Genomic DNA, 16,750 nt, shown 5'->3' with positions numbered 1-16,750 from the left:
GAATGTCGATCAGTCCTAGTCCCCGTCCAGTTTCCCCAGACGCTGGCCGATCTCGCCGATCTCGCCCGACAACCGGTCAAGACGGCCAGACAGGCTGTCCCTGACCGCAGCCGCCGACGCCGGAAACTCGACCAGCACGCGCCGAACCATGTCGCGGGACAGAACCATCACCGTGGTTGCTTCTGCAGCCTCGGCCCGCACGGCGCGCTCCGTGTCCACATACATGGCCATTTCATCGAGCAGATCGCCAGGCCTCGCTTCCGCGCGAACATCCAGAGCCAGATCAGCAAGAATCACGCGGCCGGAGAGGATAGCGACGGCGCCCTCCGCCACTTCGCCCACGTCGAACAGCAGATCTCCTGGCTGAAGCGTGGCGTGCGTCGCCGCGAACGCCAGCAGACGCAGGGCGTCCGGCTCAAAACCATGCAGTGCAGGCATTCGCGCCAATATGGCGACGTCCTGGTCCAGTGACATCAGCTACCAGCCGCCCGCTTCCTGAAACTGCCACAGCCCGGGCAAAATCCGTTCAAGCCGGATGGGATTTTGCCCTATCTCTCTGACCGGATATTTTTTTGAATGCAAAGTTGCGTCAACCCTGCCGGATACCGCGCTCACTGCGCAGCCGGCATTCTCTCACATCGCCACTATGGCGCCAGCCTGTATCCCCCAGCTTCGGTGACAAGGATCCGCGCCCGCGCCGGATCTTCCTCAATTTTCTGACGCAACCGGTAAATGTGGGTTTCCAGAGTGTGCGTGGTGACGGTCGCATTGTAACCCCACACTTCCTGAAGCAGGGTCTCGCGGCTGACCACCTTGCGGTCGGCGCGATACAGGAACCGCAAAATCGCCGTCTCTTTCTCCGTCAGCTTCAGCTTGGAGCCGCGATTGTTGACCAGGAGCTTGGCGCTGGGCCGGAAGGTGTAAGGGCCGATGGTAAAAACCGCGTCCTCACTGGCCTCATGCTGTCGCAGCTGGGCCCGGATCCGCGCCAGCAGCACCGCGAACTTGAATGGCTTGACGACGAAGTCATTCGCGCCCGCGTCAAGGCTCAAAACCGTGTCGGTATCCGTATCGTAACCGGTGAGTACGATAATCGGGCTCTTGAACCCGTTCTGGCGCATCACCTTGACAGCATCGCGGCCGTCCATGTCGGGAAGCCCCAGATCCATGACGACGAGGTCGACCCGACGGTCCCTGACCCGTTCGATCGCGGCGCTGGCCGTTTCGGCGCCCTCCACGGTAAACTCGTCATTGAGCAGCAACTGCTCCGACAGGGTGTCCCGCAGATCCTTCTCGTCATCGACGATGAGAATGTGGCTACGATGGCTCAAACGATTCTCTCCCAGACGGCGTCAGCCCACAGGTAGACCAGGTGGCGACCTTCAGGCAACATCGTCCCCGCAGGTCAGCCGGGCTGCGGCTGTTGCTACTCAAGACGTCCAGCATGAAAAAAATTACGCGCGTCGTTGTTTATCAAACTCCAGGTAATCACAAAAACGCAACCCTGATTGCAGGTTTCATGCGCTTTCCATGCGTAATAGGCCGGCGCGGCCGGCGACCTCAGGCGCTGAAAACTGAAGGTGATGGCGTAACGCCCCAGGGACGCTTCCGCGCCCGCAAGATTTTCTACCGGGCCGATCGGGTCCAGAGACCCATTACCACCCTCCCCCTTGCCCCGTTGCGGCGGAGTGACGGCTGGTGCGATGCGGCGGGAGCCGGGGCCTACAACCGCCATGTCAGACTGCCATGCAGATATGGTTGTGAACAGATGTGGCGGGAGGATCATCTCTATGATCTTGTTGTTGAAATCGACCACAACCTGCGCCCGCGCGTCCAGGGAAGAGGCAGCGCCGTGTTCATCCACCTGATGCATCCGGAGCGATCGCCCACCCAGGGGTGCGTCGCCCTGCGTCCACGCGATCTGCGCCTGCTGTTACGCCTGATATCCCCGGAAACGGTGATTGAAATCCGCTAGTTCACCTGTCGACGGCCGCGGTGGTCGCCTGGTCCTTCATCGACAGGTGAATGTTCACATCTTCGCGAATCGGCTGGGGATAGCTGCTGCACGAACGAAAACGCTCAGCCCCTGGACCCGAAGATGGCGCTGCCAACGCGCACATGGGTCGCGCCAAGCATGATAGCCTGTTCGTAATCACCGCTCATGCCCATTGAGAGCCGGGACAGACCATTGCGCGCGGCAATCTTGCCGAGCAAGGCAAAGTGTGGGCTCGGCGGATCCTGCACCGGCGGTATGCACATCAGCCCGGCAACCTCCAGACCAAACTCCCCCCGGCAGCGGGCGATAAAGCTGTCAGCTTCGGCAGGCGTCACGCCGGCTTTCTGCGGCTCCTCGCCAGTGTTTACCTGGATGAACAATTCCGGCTTGCGGCCCGCCCGGTCGATTTCCCGCGCCAGCGCTTCAGCGAGACTTGGCCGGTCCAGGGTGTGAATGACATCGAACAACGCCACGGCTTCCCGCGCCTTGTTGCTCTGCAGCGGCCCGATCAGGTGAAGGGAAACGCCATCAAACTGTTCCCTGAGCGCCGGCCACTTGCCCTGGGCTTCCTGGACGCGATTTTCGCCGAACACGCGATGTCCGGCTTGCAGCACCGGAATGATCTCCCCCTGACCAAAGGTCTTGGAAACGCAGATCAGGGTGACGTCCTGCCTGTTGCGGCCGCTTTCCGCCGCGGCGCGGTCGCAGGCATGGCGGACGAACGCCAGACGCTCCGCCGCAGACTTGAGTGAAATGGAGGCCGGGGGTTCAGTGTTCATGAATGGTCTCTGGTCCGGTCTGAAGCGCCCTGGGACGCTACCTCCGCGATTGCGGCGGCTGCACCTGCGCGCGGGGTTGCAACAGATGTCGGGAACGGGGGACTCCCGCCAATACGCCAAGGCATGCCGGGAGCGCTGTGATCTTCGTACACCAGCCCCTCCCACGAGGGAAATATCGGGCCAGGCAAACGGACGTGTGGCGCCGGACGGGACCCGGCTGGCCTTTCCCTTGCAATCCCTGCAGCGCCTGTCGCGGCCTTGCGCCCGCGCCGCATTGACCCCTGCGTGCAATCATGTCCTAGTCCGCGCCAGTTTGACCCGAGCGCCCGTGAGCGCTTGCCGGGGCGGGACGCCGTCTCTGGCAGATGATGAACTGGACCAGGCTGCAAGATGACGCGCGAGCGCTACAACCCGAAGGAAACCGAACCACGCTGGCAGGCAGCCTGGGAAGAAAGACAGCTCTTCTCAACGTCGAACGACGACGGCCGCCCGGCGTATTACGTGCTCGAGATGTTCCCCTACCCTTCCGGGCGCATCCATATGGGCCACGTCCGGAACTACACGCTTGGCGATGTTCTGGCGCGTTACAAGCGCGCCAAAGGCTTTTCGGTGCTGCACCCGATGGGTTGGGACGCCTTTGGCATGCCGGCCGAAAACGCCGCGATGCAGAACAAGGTCCACCCCGGCGAGTGGACCTGGGCCAATATCGCCAGCATGCGCAACCAGCTGAAGCCAATAGGTCTGTCGCTCGACTGGGCGCGCGAGTTCGCCACCTGCGACCCCAGTTACTACAAGCACCAGCAGCGCCTGTTCATCGACTTCTACAAGGCCGGCCTGGTCGATCGCAAGACCGCCAAGGTCAACTGGGATCCGGTCGACCACACCGTGCTGGCCAATGAACAGGTCATTGATGGCCGTGGCTGGCGCTCCGGAGCCGTGGTCGAGCAGCGCGAACTGACGCAATGGTTCCTGCGCATCACAAAGTTTGCCGACCAACTGGATAGCGCCCTGGACAGCCTCGACCGCTGGCCCGAAAAGGTGCGCACCATGCAGCGCAACTGGATTGGCCGCTCGGAAGGTCTGCTGCTGCGCTTTGCCGTCGCCAATGCAGCAGCGACGCCGGGCGCGGAAGACCAGCGCGATCTGCAGGTTTATACAACCCGTCCTGACACGCTGTTTGGCGCCTCATTCATCGGCATCGCCGCCGACCATCCGCTGGCCAAGTCGCTGGCGGCGCAGAACCCGGCGCTGGCCAGCTTTATCGAAGATATCCGCAAGACCGGTACCGCCCAGGAGGCGATCGACAAGGCCGAGAAGCGCGGCTTCGACACCGGCCTGCGCGTCGCCCATCCGTTCGACCCCGATTGGACCCTGCCAGTTTACGTGGCCAATTTCGTCCTGCTGGAATACGGCACAGGCGCCATTTTCGGCTGCCCGGCCCATGACCAGCGCGACCTGGATTTCGCCCGCGCCTATGGCCTTCCGGTAACGCCAGTGGTTTGCCCACCAAACGTTGAGCCGGCTACGTTTATAATTGGGGCCGAAGCCTATGATGGCGAAGGCCGGCTGATCAATTCGCGTTTCCTTGACGGCATGTCGGCCCGCGACGCCTATGAAGAGGTAGCCCGACGCCTGGAGGCCACGCAGCTCGACGGCGCGCCAGTGGGCGAACGCAAGGTCAACTTCCGCCTGCGCGACTGGGGCATTTCCCGCCAGCGCTACTGGGGCTGCCCGATCCCGATGATCCACTGCGACGCCTGCGGCGTGACGCCAGTTCCGGTGGATCAGCTGCCAGTGACGCTGCCGGAGGACGTGAGCTTCGACAAGCCCGGCAATCCGCTCGACCGGCACCCGACCTGGGGCAAGGTTGACTGTCCGAACTGCGGCGCTCCCGCCCGTCGGGAAACCGACACCATGGACACCTTCGTTGACTCGTCCTGGTACTTTGCCCGCTTCACCGATCCCTGGAATGCTGGCGCGCCAACGACCGGGACCGCTGTGGCCAGGTTCATGCCCGTCGACCAGTACATTGGCGGCGTCGAGCATGCCATTTTGCACCTGCTGTATTCGCGCTTCTTCACCCGCGCGATGAAGGAAACCGGGCACGTCAACCTGGACGAACCGTTCACCGGCCTGTTCACCCAGGGCATGGTGGTGCATGAGACCTATCGCGACGCCAGCGGCGCCTGGACCGAGCCTGGCGACGTCCGCATTGAAGGCTCCGGCGCTGACCGCCACGCGATTCACGTGAAAACCGGCGAACCCGTCTCGATCGGCCCGATCGAGAAGATGTCCAAGTCCAAGAAGAACACGGTGGACCCGGACGACATTATCGCCGCCTATGGCGCCGATACGGCGCGCTGGTTCATGCTTTCGGACTCACCGCCCGAGCGCGATGTGATCTGGACCGATGATGGGGTGCAGGGCGCCTGGCGCTTCATCCAGCGGGTCTGGCGCGTCACCCAGGAGGTGGCTTCGCTGGACGCTGGAACCGGCACCGCCCCCTCCCCGGTCGCCAGGGCCCTGCGCAAGGCCGCCCACCATGCCATCGCCACGGTGAGCGATGACGTGGAGAAGTTGCGCTTCAACCGCTGCGTGGCCCAGATCTATGAACTTGCGAACGCAATTCAGGCGGCCATCAATAATGCCTCGGAAGCAGGCGATGGCTCGGCTGATGCGATCAATGCCCTGCGCGAAGCCAACACGGTTCTCATCCAGTTGCTGGCGCCGATGATGCCTCACCTGGCGGAAAGCTGCTGGGAGGCGCTGGGACATGAAGGGCTGGTGGCCACCGCCTCATGGCCGGTTCACGATCCGGCCATGTTGGTGGAGGATGAGATAACCTTGCCGGTCCAGGTAAACGGCAAGCGACGCGCCGACATCACCGTTGCCAGGGACGCAGACCGCGCTACCATCGAGCAGGCTGCGCTGGCGGAAGACGGGGTGAAGCGCGCCATAGGCGATGCCGCTGTGAAGAAGATCATCATCGTGCCGCAGAGGATTGTGAATGTCGTCATCTGATACCCGACGCACGGTTCGCAGCCGCCTTTGGCCCGCGCGCGCGCTGCCCTTGCTGGCGGTTGGCGTTTCCCTGGCGCTGGGCGGCTGCTTCCGTCCGCTCTACGGGACCTCAGCCACAGGCCAGAATGTCGCCGACAAACTGGCCTCCGTAGAGGTGGTGGTCGTGCCAAAAACCGCGCAGGAGCGCCTTGCCCATTACGTTGAGCAGGAATTGCGCTTCAACCTGAACGGCAGTGGACGCCCGGCCACCAAGGCATACCGGTTTGAACTGGACCTGAGCCAGGAGGTGCTGACCTCCTCGGTGAACCAGACAACAGGCCAGGCGGTCGCCGCGATTCTGCGCATCAAGGCCAACTACAAGCTGATCGAAGGCGGCTCCACCAAGGTGCTCGCCGAAGGCAGCGCCAGCGCTTCGGCCGGCTATGATCGCACGCCGCAGCGCTACTCCAACCTGCGGGCGGCGCGCGACGCGGAGATCCGGGCGTCGAAAGTTCTGGCCGAACAGTTGCAAACCAAACTGGCCGGATGGTTCGTTGCACGCCCCTGAAGGGCTTCAGGTCAGGGTGTGAACAGGTTTCGGATGGAAGCGCGCCAACAGATTGGCTGGTGCGCTTTCTCCGTGCTTAAAAGCTGTTGCGGGGGATGTTCGGGATCGACTTGCGCTGCTTTGGCGCTCCAGGAAAGTTCCTGCGCACAACCGGTCCGCTTTGGCAGTTCCTCCCTGCCCGCCCGGACCCAGATGCCCGCGATCCTGATTTCCAAAACGTTCAGACGCTTAAGACGCTGACCCGGCAGGCAGGTACTAATGGTTGCGGTCAAGCCAGCAGACATCAACGCCGTCCTGAGCCGCACGCCAGATGCCGCGGCAGTGCTTGTCTATGGTCCGGACGCAGGCCTTGTTGCCGAGCGCGTCAGCAGGCTGGTAGCTCTCGTCATCAATAATGACGACGACCCCTTTCGCCTGGTGCGTCTGGATGGGGAGACTGTTGCGGCTGATGCGATGCGGCTGGCTGATGAAGCCAATACCATCAGCCTCTTCGGCGGCAAGCGCGCTATCGTTGTTCGCGCCGGCTCAAAGAATATGGTTCCGTCCCTGAAGCCGGTTCTCGATGCGCCACCGTCCGACGCGCTGATTATTGTTCAGGCCGGAGACCTGGCGCGCACGTCACCGCTCAGAACGCTCTGTGAGCGCTCCAGAGCGGCTTTGGCCATTCCCTGCTACCCAGATGGCCCGCGCGAACTCGCTGCCCTTGTAGACGAGATTATGGCCGGCCATGGCCTGCGCATGCAAAGCGAAGCGCGGGCGCATCTTCTGTCCCTGCTGGGGGCTGACAGGCAAACTACGCGTAATGAAGTCGAGAAGTTGGCGCTCTACGCGCGCGGCGGCGGCAGCGTAAGCATCGAGGATGTTGATGCGATCTGTGGCGACGCGGCTTCACTAGCTGTCGATTCCCTTATCGACGCCACGTTTCTCGGCGATATCCAGCGTCTTGATGCGGACAGCGCCCGCCTGTTCGCAGATGGCAGTGATCCCGGCGTGCTGGTGGGTTTCCTGCTCAGGCACGGCCTGATGCTGCTGTCGGCCCGCACCCAGCTCGAGAATGGCGCTCCAGCCAGCCAGACACTTGACAGGATGCGCCTTCACTTCAAGCGCAAGGACGCCGTTGAGCGCCAGTTACGCACCTGGCCTGCCCGCGATCTGCTGCAGATTACGGGAGATCTGGGGCAGGCTGTTGCGAAATGCCGGCAGAACGCCCAGATGCGCCATGAGATCGCGCGTGTATCCATGTGGGCAGTCGCCATGCGGGCAGCGCGTCATCGTTCCCGAAACTGACAGCGCGGCTCCCGCGACCAATTCCCGGATATGCAGGGGCAGCATGCGAAAACGTGGGAACAGGTAGCTCCCGAGCCGTTCACCCCCGCAAGCGCTGGCAGATCATATCCAGCTGCTGCAACGAACTGTAGCGCAAGCGCAACTCGCCGTTATCACCATTGTGGGAAATACGGACGCGCGCGCCGAGAACATCCTCCAGAACCTTCTCAAGCGCCCGCGTATCGGCATCCTTGGGCGCGCGGGCCCGGGACCTCGCAGGGGTCGTTTCTGCCGCCTGTTCGGCCTCCTCTTGCGCGATGCGTTCCGCCTCGCGCACGTTCAGACCATTCTCGATGATTGTCTGGGCTACGGCTTCCGGATCGGCAACCGCCAGCAGGGCCCTTGCGTGCCCAGCTGTCAGATCGCCATTATTGACCAGCTTCTGGATGGAGTCAGGCAGCTTCAGCAACCGCAGCGTGTTCGCGACGTGGCTGCGGCTTTTGCCAATAATCTTGGCAAGATCGTTCTGGGTATAGCTGAAATCCTGCATGAGCTGATCGTAACCCATCGCTTCCTCGATGGGATTCAGATCGGAACGCTGCACGTTCTCGACAATGGCCAGCTCAAGCGACAGCTTGTCGTCGGCCTCAATGACGACAACGGGGATATCGCTCAGTCCGGCGCGCTGCGCCGCGCGCCCCCCCCCCCCCCCCCCCCCAGCGACGCTCACCGGCAATCAGCTCAAAAACATCGGGCAGGTTCGGCAGTTGCCGGACGACGACCGGCTGGATGACACCGCGCTCGGCAATCGAGGCGGCCAGTTCCTCCAGGTCACTTTCGGCAAAATTCCGTCGCGGATTGCGGGGATTCGGGCGCACAAATTCAATCGCGACCCGCCGCTGCCCGCGCACGCCGCTGACATCGCCCAGGGCCACGTCATTGCTGGCTTCACCGATCAGCGCCGCCAGACCACGGCCCAGCCGCGGGCGAGGTTCATCCGCCATTTCCGCCGTCCTGTAACATGTTCAAAAACCAACTGACAGCAGGCCGTCAAGCAGCCCGAATCAGACGCTCACGCGCAATCACTTCGGAAGCCAGCTTGAGATACGCCTGCGAACCTGCGCATTTGAAATCATACAGCAACGCAGGCTTGCCATGAGACGGTGCCTCGGACACGCGAACATTGCGCGGGATCACCGTGTCATAAACCTTCGGCCCCATATAGCGCCTTACGTCGTCGACCACCTGATTGGACAGATTGTTACGTGGATCGAACATGGTCAGCACAACGCCATGAATGGCCAGGCGCGGATTGAGCGCGGCCTTCACCTGCTCAACGGTTTTCAGCAACTGGCTCAATCCCTCAAGCGCAAAAAATTCGCACTGGAGGGGAACCACAACCGCATCGGACGCCGTCAGGGCATTGATGGTCAGCAGATTGAAGGACGGCGGACAATCGACCAACACATAGGTAAACGCTTCCGCGCCGTCGGCAACCACCATGGCGGCAATGGCATTCTTCAAACGCTGCGCGCGATCCCGTTCTGCGGCAATGCCAAGCTCCACGCCAAGCAGGTCCAGCGTAGAAGGAGCCACCCAAAGCCCTGGAACTGCGGTCTCCTGAGCACAATCGGACAGGGATACACCGTCCATCAGCACGTCATAGGTCGAAAGCCGCCGCGCCCGAACATCAATTCCGAGGCCGGTAGAGGCATTACCCTGGGGATCCAGATCAACAATCAGAACCCGCTCGCCGATAGCAGCAAGCGCCGTGCCAAGATTGATCGCGGTCGTCGTCTTGCCAACCCCACCCTTCTGGTTAGCCAAAGCAAGCACGCGTGGCATTGCTCGCGCACTGGAATCAGTCGTAGCCCCATCGGGCAGAGTGAGAGCTGGTTTATCCGAGACAACCGTCGTCATGGCGTCGTTTCCCTGATTGACCTGACCTGCACAATCCGCGCCGCACTGTCTGTCCGACTCGTAATCAAATCGTGCTCCATACTCCAGGATATGGATGCATGGGTCAACTCCGACACAACATCTTGTCCCTTTGGAAACAGTGCGATAGCGCCACTTCTCAACACGTCTTTCGACCATTCGATGAGTTGCGAGAGCGGCGCCAACGCCCGGGCGGTCACCACATCCGTGACGCCGACAAACTCCCCAATGCAGGCCTCAACCCGCTTCTGATGAACCGTAGCTGAAGCTCCGGTCAGCCTGATGACATGGCGCAGAAAGGCGCATTTTCTGGCGTTGGCCTCGACCAGGTGAATATGCCCGCCAGCCTCGGCAAGCAGAATCCCAAGCATCACGCCCGGGGCTCCACCTCCGGAACCAAGATCAATCCAACGTCGAGCATCTGGAGCCAGCGTGAACAGCTGTACTGAATCGATAACGTGGCGACGCCAGGCATCCTGGAGCGTCGAGTTGCTGACCAGATTCTTGGCCTTTTGCCACCGGAACAGTTCATCGACATAAATGCCGAACCTGGTTATCGTTTCACGTGAAACAATTCCAAGAGCAGACAACGCTTCAAGATCAGCTTCGCTAGCCTGATGAACTGGCGTCATGCAACTGGCCCCTGAGATGAAAACTTCCGGACCATAGCAGACAGCAACGTCAGCGCGGCAGGCGTAATGCCTTCAATACGGGCGGCCTGACCGATCGTCCCCGGCTTAACAGCATCCAGCTTCGCCTGAATTTCCGCTGACAGACCGGGAATGGAGAAGCTCATATCCCGAGGGATGACAATCGCCTCCGAACGTCGGAATGCCGAAATATCCGCCTGTTGCCGATCCAGATAGACCGCATAAGTCGCATCGGTCTTGAGACGTTCCCTTGATGCTTCCGGCGCTGTCAAAAGGCGGGAATCAATCGCAGCAATCTGTTCAAAAGAACAATCCGGCCGTGACAGAAGCTCCATGGCGCTTCGGCGAACACCGTCACGATTCACCCTGATGCCGATCTGTTCGGCCTCATTCGGCGTCAGGGTCGTCGCTTGCAATATCTGGCGAAGCTCATCCAGGCGTCGCTGCTTCTCGCCAAAATGCCGGGCTCTGCTTGCTCCCACACACCCAATTTCCATCCCAAACGACGTCAGCCGTTCATCGGCGTTGTCTGCCCGCAGGCTCAACCGATACTCCGCCCGGGACGTAAACATGCGATATGGCTCAGTGACCCCATTCGTCACAAGGTCATCTATGAGCACACCAATGTATGATCGACTGCGGTCAAAATACACAGGATCCAGAGCGCCAGCGGTACGCGCTGCATTGATACCAGCAACAAGCCCCTGCGCAGCTGCTTCCTCATACCCAGTCGTGCCGTTAATCTGTCCCGCAAGATAGAGACCCGGAACAGACCGAACGGCGAGCGTTGCATCCAGTGATCGTGGGTCGACAAAATCATACTCGACAGCATAGCCAGGCCGAACGATACGCGCCTGTTCCAGACCATCCATAGTGCGAATAAAGGCTTCCTGAACATCAGCAGGAAGCGAGGTGGAAATGCCGTTGGGATACACAAGGGGGCTATCAAGTCCTTCCGGCTCAAGAAAAACCTGATGGCTCTCCCGATCGCCAAAACGGACAACCTTGTCCTCGATTGATGGGCAGTACCGCGGTCCCCTACCGGTAATATCGCCGGAATACATCGGCGCCCGATGCAGGTTCTCCCGAATGAAATCGTGGGTCCGGCTATTTGTCCGGGTAACACCGCACGCCACCTGAGGATTGCGAATGGCCTCGGTCAGTTCGGAGAATGGCTCTGGCGGCGCATCCCCTTCCTGTAACTCCAGGTTATGCCATGCAATCGAACTGGTATCGATGCGGGCTGGCGTGCCAGTCTTGAGACGCCCCATCGACAATCCTAATGAGCGCAGGCTATCAGCCAGTGCGACAGACGGCTTCTCACCTATCCGGCCGGCGGCATGCTTCTCATCACCAATATGGATCCGCCCGTTCAGGAACGTCCCCGTCGTCAGGATGCAAGCTTCACAGCGAAGAGTCCGGCCATCAGCAAGCTGCACGCCAGCGACGCGCCCGTCACGAAGCAAGAGTTGACTCGCCTCGCCAATCACAACATCCAGATTGGATCCATAGGCGCCGAGCAGAGATCTCACAGCTTGTGAATACAACTTCCGGTCCGCCTGAGCACGGGGCCCACGCACGGCGGGACCTTTCCGTCGATTCAGGACGCGGAACTGAATGCCGCCAAGGTCAGCAGCCAAACCCATCAGACCGTCAAGGGCATCGATTTCGCGAACCAGATGTCCCTTGCCCAAACCGCCGATAGCCGGATTGCAGGACATGACGCCGATATTATCTTCGGCCAGCGTGACAATGGCGGTTCTTGCGCCTACGCGTGCAGAAGCTGCAGCAGCCTCCGCTCCCGCATGCCCTCCACCAATTACCAAAACATCATAGGAAACCGTATGCACGATAACTCCTGTTTCACGTGAAACACGTAAAACCACCTGAAAAACCTGAAGGACCTTATCACTTTCCGATGCAGAACGCTGTAAAAATTCGATCCAACACGTCATCGGGGCGTGCATGCCCTGTAATGCATCCGAGCTGAAATATCGATTGGCGCAAATCCTCAGCCCACAGTACGAGCGAGGACCAATCACCGGTCCCCTCCCCTGCAGCGCCCGGCAGCCGACCCAAAGCATCTACTGCCAACGTAAGCGCGTCCCTATGCCTGCGGCGGGTAATGCAAATCGACTCGGTCGAAACTGAATCGGGAAGCGTCTGTTGAATCAAAGATATAAGCGCATCTATGCCGTTGCCAGTAACAGCCGAGATCGAAACCGCGCCATCAGAAGTCAAGGTCAAGGGCTCCGGCGTCGGAACACGATCGATCTGGGTCAGAACACGAATAACTTTCGACCTTGAGATAACTTCCGGCTCAGGACCATCGAAATTCCTCTGTGCAACCGCCGATTGAAGCCAGAGAACGACGTCTGCCGCCGCAAGTTCGTCGTTGGCGCGCGCTATTCCCATCTGCTCCACGACGTCATCCGACTCATGCAATCCTGCCGTATCGAAAAGCCGAACAGGCAATCCGTCGAGATCCAGACGGACTTCCAGCACATCCCTGGTGGTGCCAGGAATGTCAGTGACGATTGCCACATCCCTACCCGAAAGACAGTTCAAAAGTGTCGACTTGCCCGCGTTGGGTGGACCAGCGATAACAACCCGAAAGCCGTCCCGCACCCGTTCACCTAACTGCTGATCCCGTAGCATCCCCCGAATTTCACTCCGGACATCGGATGCTGTTGCCAACGCGGAAACGTACTGTCCCTCGCCGACGTCATCTTCGTCTGAAAAGTCGATATCCGCTTCAATGAGCGCAAGCGCGTCCAGCAACTGATCCCGCCACTTCAGCACCGGATCCCCGAGAGATCCGTAGAGCTGGGACATTGCCTGCCGACGCTGGATGGTCGTTTCGGCCTCAACGAGATCGGCCAACGCCTCCGCCTGTGTCAGGTCAAGTTTTCCCGCCAGTACAGCGCGTCTCGTAAACTCGCCTGGCTGCGCCAGACGAAGGCCAAAATGCTCCAGCTCATGCGCCAATGCTTCCACCAGGAGCATGTTGCCATGCAGATGAAACTCTCCGGCCTCCTGACCCGTTGGGCTGCTTGCGGCAGGAAAATATAGCGCCAGCACCTGATCAATGGCAGCGCCTGCACTGTCCTTCAGAATCGCAAGGGTAGCTTGGCGTGGCTCTGGCGTACGTCCGCACAGCGCAGAGAAAACGTCGGGAACACGCGGACCTGACATTCGGACAATGGCCAGTGCGCTCTTTCCTGCCGGGGTAGCTGGCGCATAAATCGTGTCCGTCTTAGAACCATACGAGAATTTCATGCCTCGAAACCCATGATTACGTGTTTCACGTGAATCACATTTAACTCCGGCGGAGCGCGCCAGGTCCCGCTCTCCTGCCAGTGACGACTATACCGGAAGTTTCCAGCCCACATTGGCATCAGCCCAAACGCAAAAACGCCAGGCCGAAGCCTGGCGCTGTTTCACGTGAATCACACCGCCATGCTTCAGGTATTCATCGAATCGAAGAATTCCGAATTCGATTTTGTCTGACGCAGCTTGTCGAGCAGGAACTCAATGGCGTCCACCGTACCCATCGGGTTCAATATCCGCCGCAACACATACATCTTCTTCAGCACATCGGCGGGAACCAGCAGTTCCTCCTTACGCGTGCCAGAGCGGGTGATGTCGATCGCCGGGAAGACGCGCTTGTCGGAAACCTTCCGGTCAAGGATGATTTCGGAATTGCCCGTTCCCTTGAATTCTTCAAAGATGACCTCATCCATGCGGCTGCCGGTGTCAATCAGCGCTGTCGCAATGATGGTGAGTGATCCGCCTTCCTCGATATTACGGGCCGCGCCAAAAAAGCGCTTCGGCCGCTGCAGGGCATTGGCGTCCACGCCACCTGTCAGCACCTTACCAGATGACGGCACGACCGTGTTGTAAGCGCGACCAAGCCTGGTAATCGAGTCAAGCAGGATGACGACATCACGGCCATGCTCAACCAGACGCTTGGCCTTTTCAATCACCATCTCCGCAACCTGAACGTGGCGGGCTGCGGGTTCATCGAATGTCGAGGAAATAACCTCGCCATTCACTGAGCGCTGCATGTCCGTGACTTCTTCCGGCCGCTCGTCAATCAGCAGAACAATCAGATAGCATTCGGGATGATTGGTCGTAATCGCCTGCGCCACGTTCTGCAGCAGAACCGTTTTACCGGTGCGTGGCGGCGCCACAATCAGACCGCGCTGACCCTTGCCGATCGGCGAGACGATATCGATAATTCGCGCCGAATAGTCCTTGCGCGTCGGATCCTCGATCTCAAGGCGGAGGCGTTCCGACGGATACAGCGGCGTCAGGTTATCGAAATGAACCTTGTGCCGGATCTTCTCGGGATCCTCAAAATTGATCGTATTGACCTTCAGAAGCGCGAAGTACCGCTCACCCTCTTTCGGGCCACGAATGGGCCCTTCAACGGTGTCGCCGGTTCTCAAGCCAAAACGCCGTATCTGCGATGGCGAGATGTAGATATCGTCAGGACCCGGCAGATAGTTCGAATCTGGCGAGCGCAGGAAGCCAAATCCGTCCTGCAAAACCTCCACAACGCCCTCACCGATGATATCGGTTTCCTGTGCGGCCAGCTGCTTCAGGATCGCAAACATCAGCTCCTGCTTGCGCATGATTGATGCGTTTTCGACCTGAAGTTCTTCCGCAGAAGCAAGCAATTCAGTAGGGGTTTTGGATTTGAGATCCTGAAGCTTGATCTCCCGCATGGGGGAATCTCTCACGAATTACAACTCCGGATGGAGTTCTTTATGGAAGGAAAATTGGCCCGCCGCCAGGTGGCGCAGGCGTCGCGGCTCGCGAACATCAAGCCATGACGCAACAATTCGGATGGCCCGGATGCGCTGGATTTCCCGTGAAACCGGTACTCACTCACACGCTGCGCGGCTTGGAGAGGAGGCTATCCATAACGCAATGCCTTAACGATAACAAGCCCATCCAGCTCATTCAAAGCCACGGCTTGATGACGACCAGCGCGACGATGCCAAGCATCAGCACCGCGGGAAGTTCATTGATGAGACGATAGAACCGGCTGGAATGGTCGTTTCGGTCCTCCTGGAATGCCTTCACCTGACGGGAAAGGAACAGGTGGAAACCGAGCAACACAACCACCAATGCAACTTTCGCGTGAAACCAGCCGTCAGTCCAGAGTTTCGCGTCCCAGGCAAGCCATGCGCCGGCAAGAACCGACGCTGTGGCGGCGGGGTTCATGATGCCCCTCAGCAGCCTGCGCTCCATGACTTTGAACGTACCGGCAGCCTCCCCATTTCGTTCAGCGTCAGCGTGATAAACAAACAGGCGCGGCAGATAAAGCATGCCGGCCATCCACGAGATGACCGCAGCAATATGGAGCGTCTTGATCCAGAGATACAACACGGGATCCTCCGTATCAGGGGCTCCTGACCAGGCGAACGAGTTCCTCGACATGCGCCACGGGCGTTGCAGGCTGGATGCCGTGGCCAAGATTGAAGATGTGTGGACCATCCCCCAGGGCGCCAAGGATGCGCCTGACGCCCTCAGCCAGCGCCTCACCGCCCGCCATTAGCGCCAGAGGGTCGAGGTTGCCCTGCACTGTCTTCTTCGGCTGTAGAGCCTTCGCAGCCCAGTTCACGTCCACGCCCCAGTCGAGCCCTAGCGCATCAACCCCGGCGATGTCCGTGAACGCCGTCAGGTTCTGGCCGACGCCACGGGCAAACACGATCACCCGCGCATGGGGCCGCTGCGACTTCACGCTGCGGACGATCCGCGTAACCGGTTCATGGCACCAGCGCTGGAACAACGCTGGCGGCAGGGCGCCGCCAAAGCTTTCGAAAATCTGGACGGCCTGGGCGCCGGCATCAATCTGCGCAATGAGATAGTTGGTCGAGGCCTCGACCAGCAAATCGATCATTGCCTGCAGGAAGTCCGGATCCTGATAGGCGATCAATCTGATCGGCGCCTGGTCCGGGGTGCCCTTTCCGGCAATCATATAGCTGGCAACTGTCCAGGGCGCGCCGCAAAAGCCAATCAGGGCGGTTGCCGCGCCTGTTTCATCCAGAAGCTGTTTCCTGACGCGCACCACCGTCTCCAGAACCGGATCCAGCTTGCCAAGATTTGCCGGAGAACCGAGAGCCGACAATCCGCCATGCCCAACGACTGGCTCAAGACGCGGACCTTCTCCCTCAGCGAACCAGACATTTTGTCCAAGCGCATGGGGGATCACCAGGATGTCGCTGAACAGGATTGCCGCATCGAAGCCGAAGCGGCGAATCGGCTGCATCGTGACTTCGGCTGCAAGCGCTGGATTGTAGCAGAGATCAAGGAAACTGCCGGCGGTTGCCCGGATCTCGCGATACTCCGGCAGATAGCGGCCTGCCTGTCGCATGAGCCAGAGCGGGGGTCTTTGCGTTTTTGCTCCGGACAATGCCTGCATGAAGAGCGATGCATCCTGGCCCATGCGCACAGCGGTCCTTTAAAAAAGAGAGATATGAATCTTTGAATCTGTTTTTTCTTTTTGGGCAGGGGATTTCCGATGCCCAATCCCGTCCACATA

General features: G+C 60.1%; 14 protein-coding genes and 1 pseudogene. 4 read left to right on the top strand and 11 right to left on the bottom strand.

The window, feature by feature from the left end; translation table 11 throughout:
• Positions 1-15: 15 nt before the first annotated feature.
• Positions 16-438, bottom strand: coding sequence for a cyclic nucleotide-binding domain-containing protein (locus ACERNI_RS04980; protein WP_448832140.1), 423 nt, complete (start codon positions 436-438; stop codon positions 16-18).
• Positions 439-644: 206 nt separating this feature from the next.
• The gene (locus tag ACERNI_RS04975) at positions 645-1,331 is read right to left on the bottom strand and encodes a response regulator transcription factor (protein WP_448832139.1); all 687 of its coding nucleotides are present in this window, start codon (positions 1,329-1,331) and stop codon (positions 645-647) included.
• Positions 1,332-1,444: 113 nt separating this feature from the next.
• Here ACERNI_RS04975 and ACERNI_RS04970 point away from each other — a divergent pair, with 113 nt between their 5' ends.
• On the top strand, positions 1,445-1,975 hold the full coding sequence (locus tag ACERNI_RS04970; protein ID WP_448832138.1) for a L,D-transpeptidase family protein: 531 nt from the start codon (positions 1,445-1,447) through the stop codon (positions 1,973-1,975).
• Positions 1,976-2,079: 104 nt separating this feature from the next.
• On the opposite strand, the gene ACERNI_RS04965 is transcribed toward ACERNI_RS04970, so the two are convergent.
• Positions 2,080-2,775, bottom strand: a complete 696-nt coding sequence (locus ACERNI_RS04965; protein ID WP_448832137.1) for a YggS family pyridoxal phosphate-dependent enzyme — start codon at positions 2,773-2,775, stop codon at positions 2,080-2,082.
• A gap of 390 nt (positions 2,776-3,165) precedes the next feature.
• Here ACERNI_RS04965 and leuS point away from each other — a divergent pair, with 390 nt between their 5' ends.
• From leuS to holA, 3 genes are all read left to right on the top strand, one after another.
• A complete protein-coding gene (leuS, locus tag ACERNI_RS04960) occupies positions 3,166-5,796 on the top strand; it encodes a leucine--tRNA ligase (RefSeq protein ID WP_448832136.1) in 2,631 nt (876 codons plus the stop codon).
• Positions 5,783-6,343 carry an LPS assembly lipoprotein LptE gene (gene lptE / locus ACERNI_RS04955; RefSeq protein WP_448832135.1) on the top strand — a complete coding sequence of 187 codons (561 nt, stop codon included), beginning with the start codon at positions 5,783-5,785 and terminating at the stop codon, positions 6,341-6,343. Before leuS ends, lptE begins: the two co-directional genes overlap by 14 nt.
• Positions 6,344-6,601: 258 nt before the next feature.
• Positions 6,602-7,630, top strand: coding sequence for a DNA polymerase III subunit delta (holA, locus tag ACERNI_RS04950; RefSeq protein WP_448832134.1), 1,029 nt, complete (start codon positions 6,602-6,604; stop codon positions 7,628-7,630).
• Between the two features lie 79 nt (positions 7,631-7,709).
• Here the strand turns inward: holA and ACERNI_RS04945 are convergent.
• From ACERNI_RS04945 to hemE, 8 genes and pseudogenes are all read right to left on the bottom strand, one after another.
• A pseudogene (locus tag ACERNI_RS04945) lies at positions 7,710-8,613 on the bottom strand (ParB/RepB/Spo0J family partition protein).
• 46 nt (positions 8,614-8,659) lie between these two features.
• On the bottom strand, positions 8,660-9,454 hold the full coding sequence (locus tag ACERNI_RS04940; protein ID WP_448832176.1) for a ParA family protein: 795 nt from the start codon (positions 9,452-9,454) through the stop codon (positions 8,660-8,662).
• A 71-nt stretch (positions 9,455-9,525) separates the two neighbouring features.
• The gene (rsmG, locus tag ACERNI_RS04935; protein WP_448832133.1) at positions 9,526-10,179 is read right to left on the bottom strand and encodes a 16S rRNA (guanine(527)-N(7))-methyltransferase RsmG; all 654 of its coding nucleotides are present in this window, start codon (positions 10,177-10,179) and stop codon (positions 9,526-9,528) included.
• Positions 10,176-12,164 carry a tRNA uridine-5-carboxymethylaminomethyl(34) synthesis enzyme MnmG gene (gene mnmG / locus ACERNI_RS04930; protein ID WP_448832132.1) on the bottom strand — a complete coding sequence of 663 codons (1,989 nt, stop codon included), beginning with the start codon at positions 12,162-12,164 and terminating at the stop codon, positions 10,176-10,178. Before mnmG ends, rsmG begins: the two co-directional genes overlap by 4 nt.
• The gene (gene mnmE, locus ACERNI_RS04925; RefSeq protein WP_448832131.1) at positions 12,106-13,476 is read right to left on the bottom strand and encodes a tRNA uridine-5-carboxymethylaminomethyl(34) synthesis GTPase MnmE; all 1,371 of its coding nucleotides are present in this window, start codon (positions 13,474-13,476) and stop codon (positions 12,106-12,108) included. The genes mnmG and mnmE overlap by 59 nt, the downstream gene beginning before the upstream one ends.
• Before the next feature lie 185 nt (positions 13,477-13,661).
• Positions 13,662-14,927, bottom strand: a complete 1,266-nt coding sequence (gene rho, locus ACERNI_RS04920; RefSeq protein ID WP_448832130.1) for a transcription termination factor Rho — start codon at positions 14,925-14,927, stop codon at positions 13,662-13,664.
• 238 nt (positions 14,928-15,165) lie between these two features.
• Positions 15,166-15,591, bottom strand: a complete 426-nt coding sequence (gene hemJ, locus ACERNI_RS04915; RefSeq protein ID WP_448832129.1) for a protoporphyrinogen oxidase HemJ — start codon at positions 15,589-15,591, stop codon at positions 15,166-15,168.
• A gap of 16 nt (positions 15,592-15,607) precedes the next feature.
• Positions 15,608-16,582, bottom strand: a complete 975-nt coding sequence (gene hemE / locus ACERNI_RS04910) for a uroporphyrinogen decarboxylase (protein ID WP_448832128.1) — start codon at positions 16,580-16,582, stop codon at positions 15,608-15,610.
• Between the last annotated feature and the right edge of the window lie 168 nt (positions 16,583-16,750).

Source organism: Camelimonas sp. ID_303_24 (assembly GCF_053543495.1).
The sequence above is the reverse complement of the archived record's forward strand: the minus strand, read 5'-3'. Positions and strand labels throughout refer to the sequence as shown.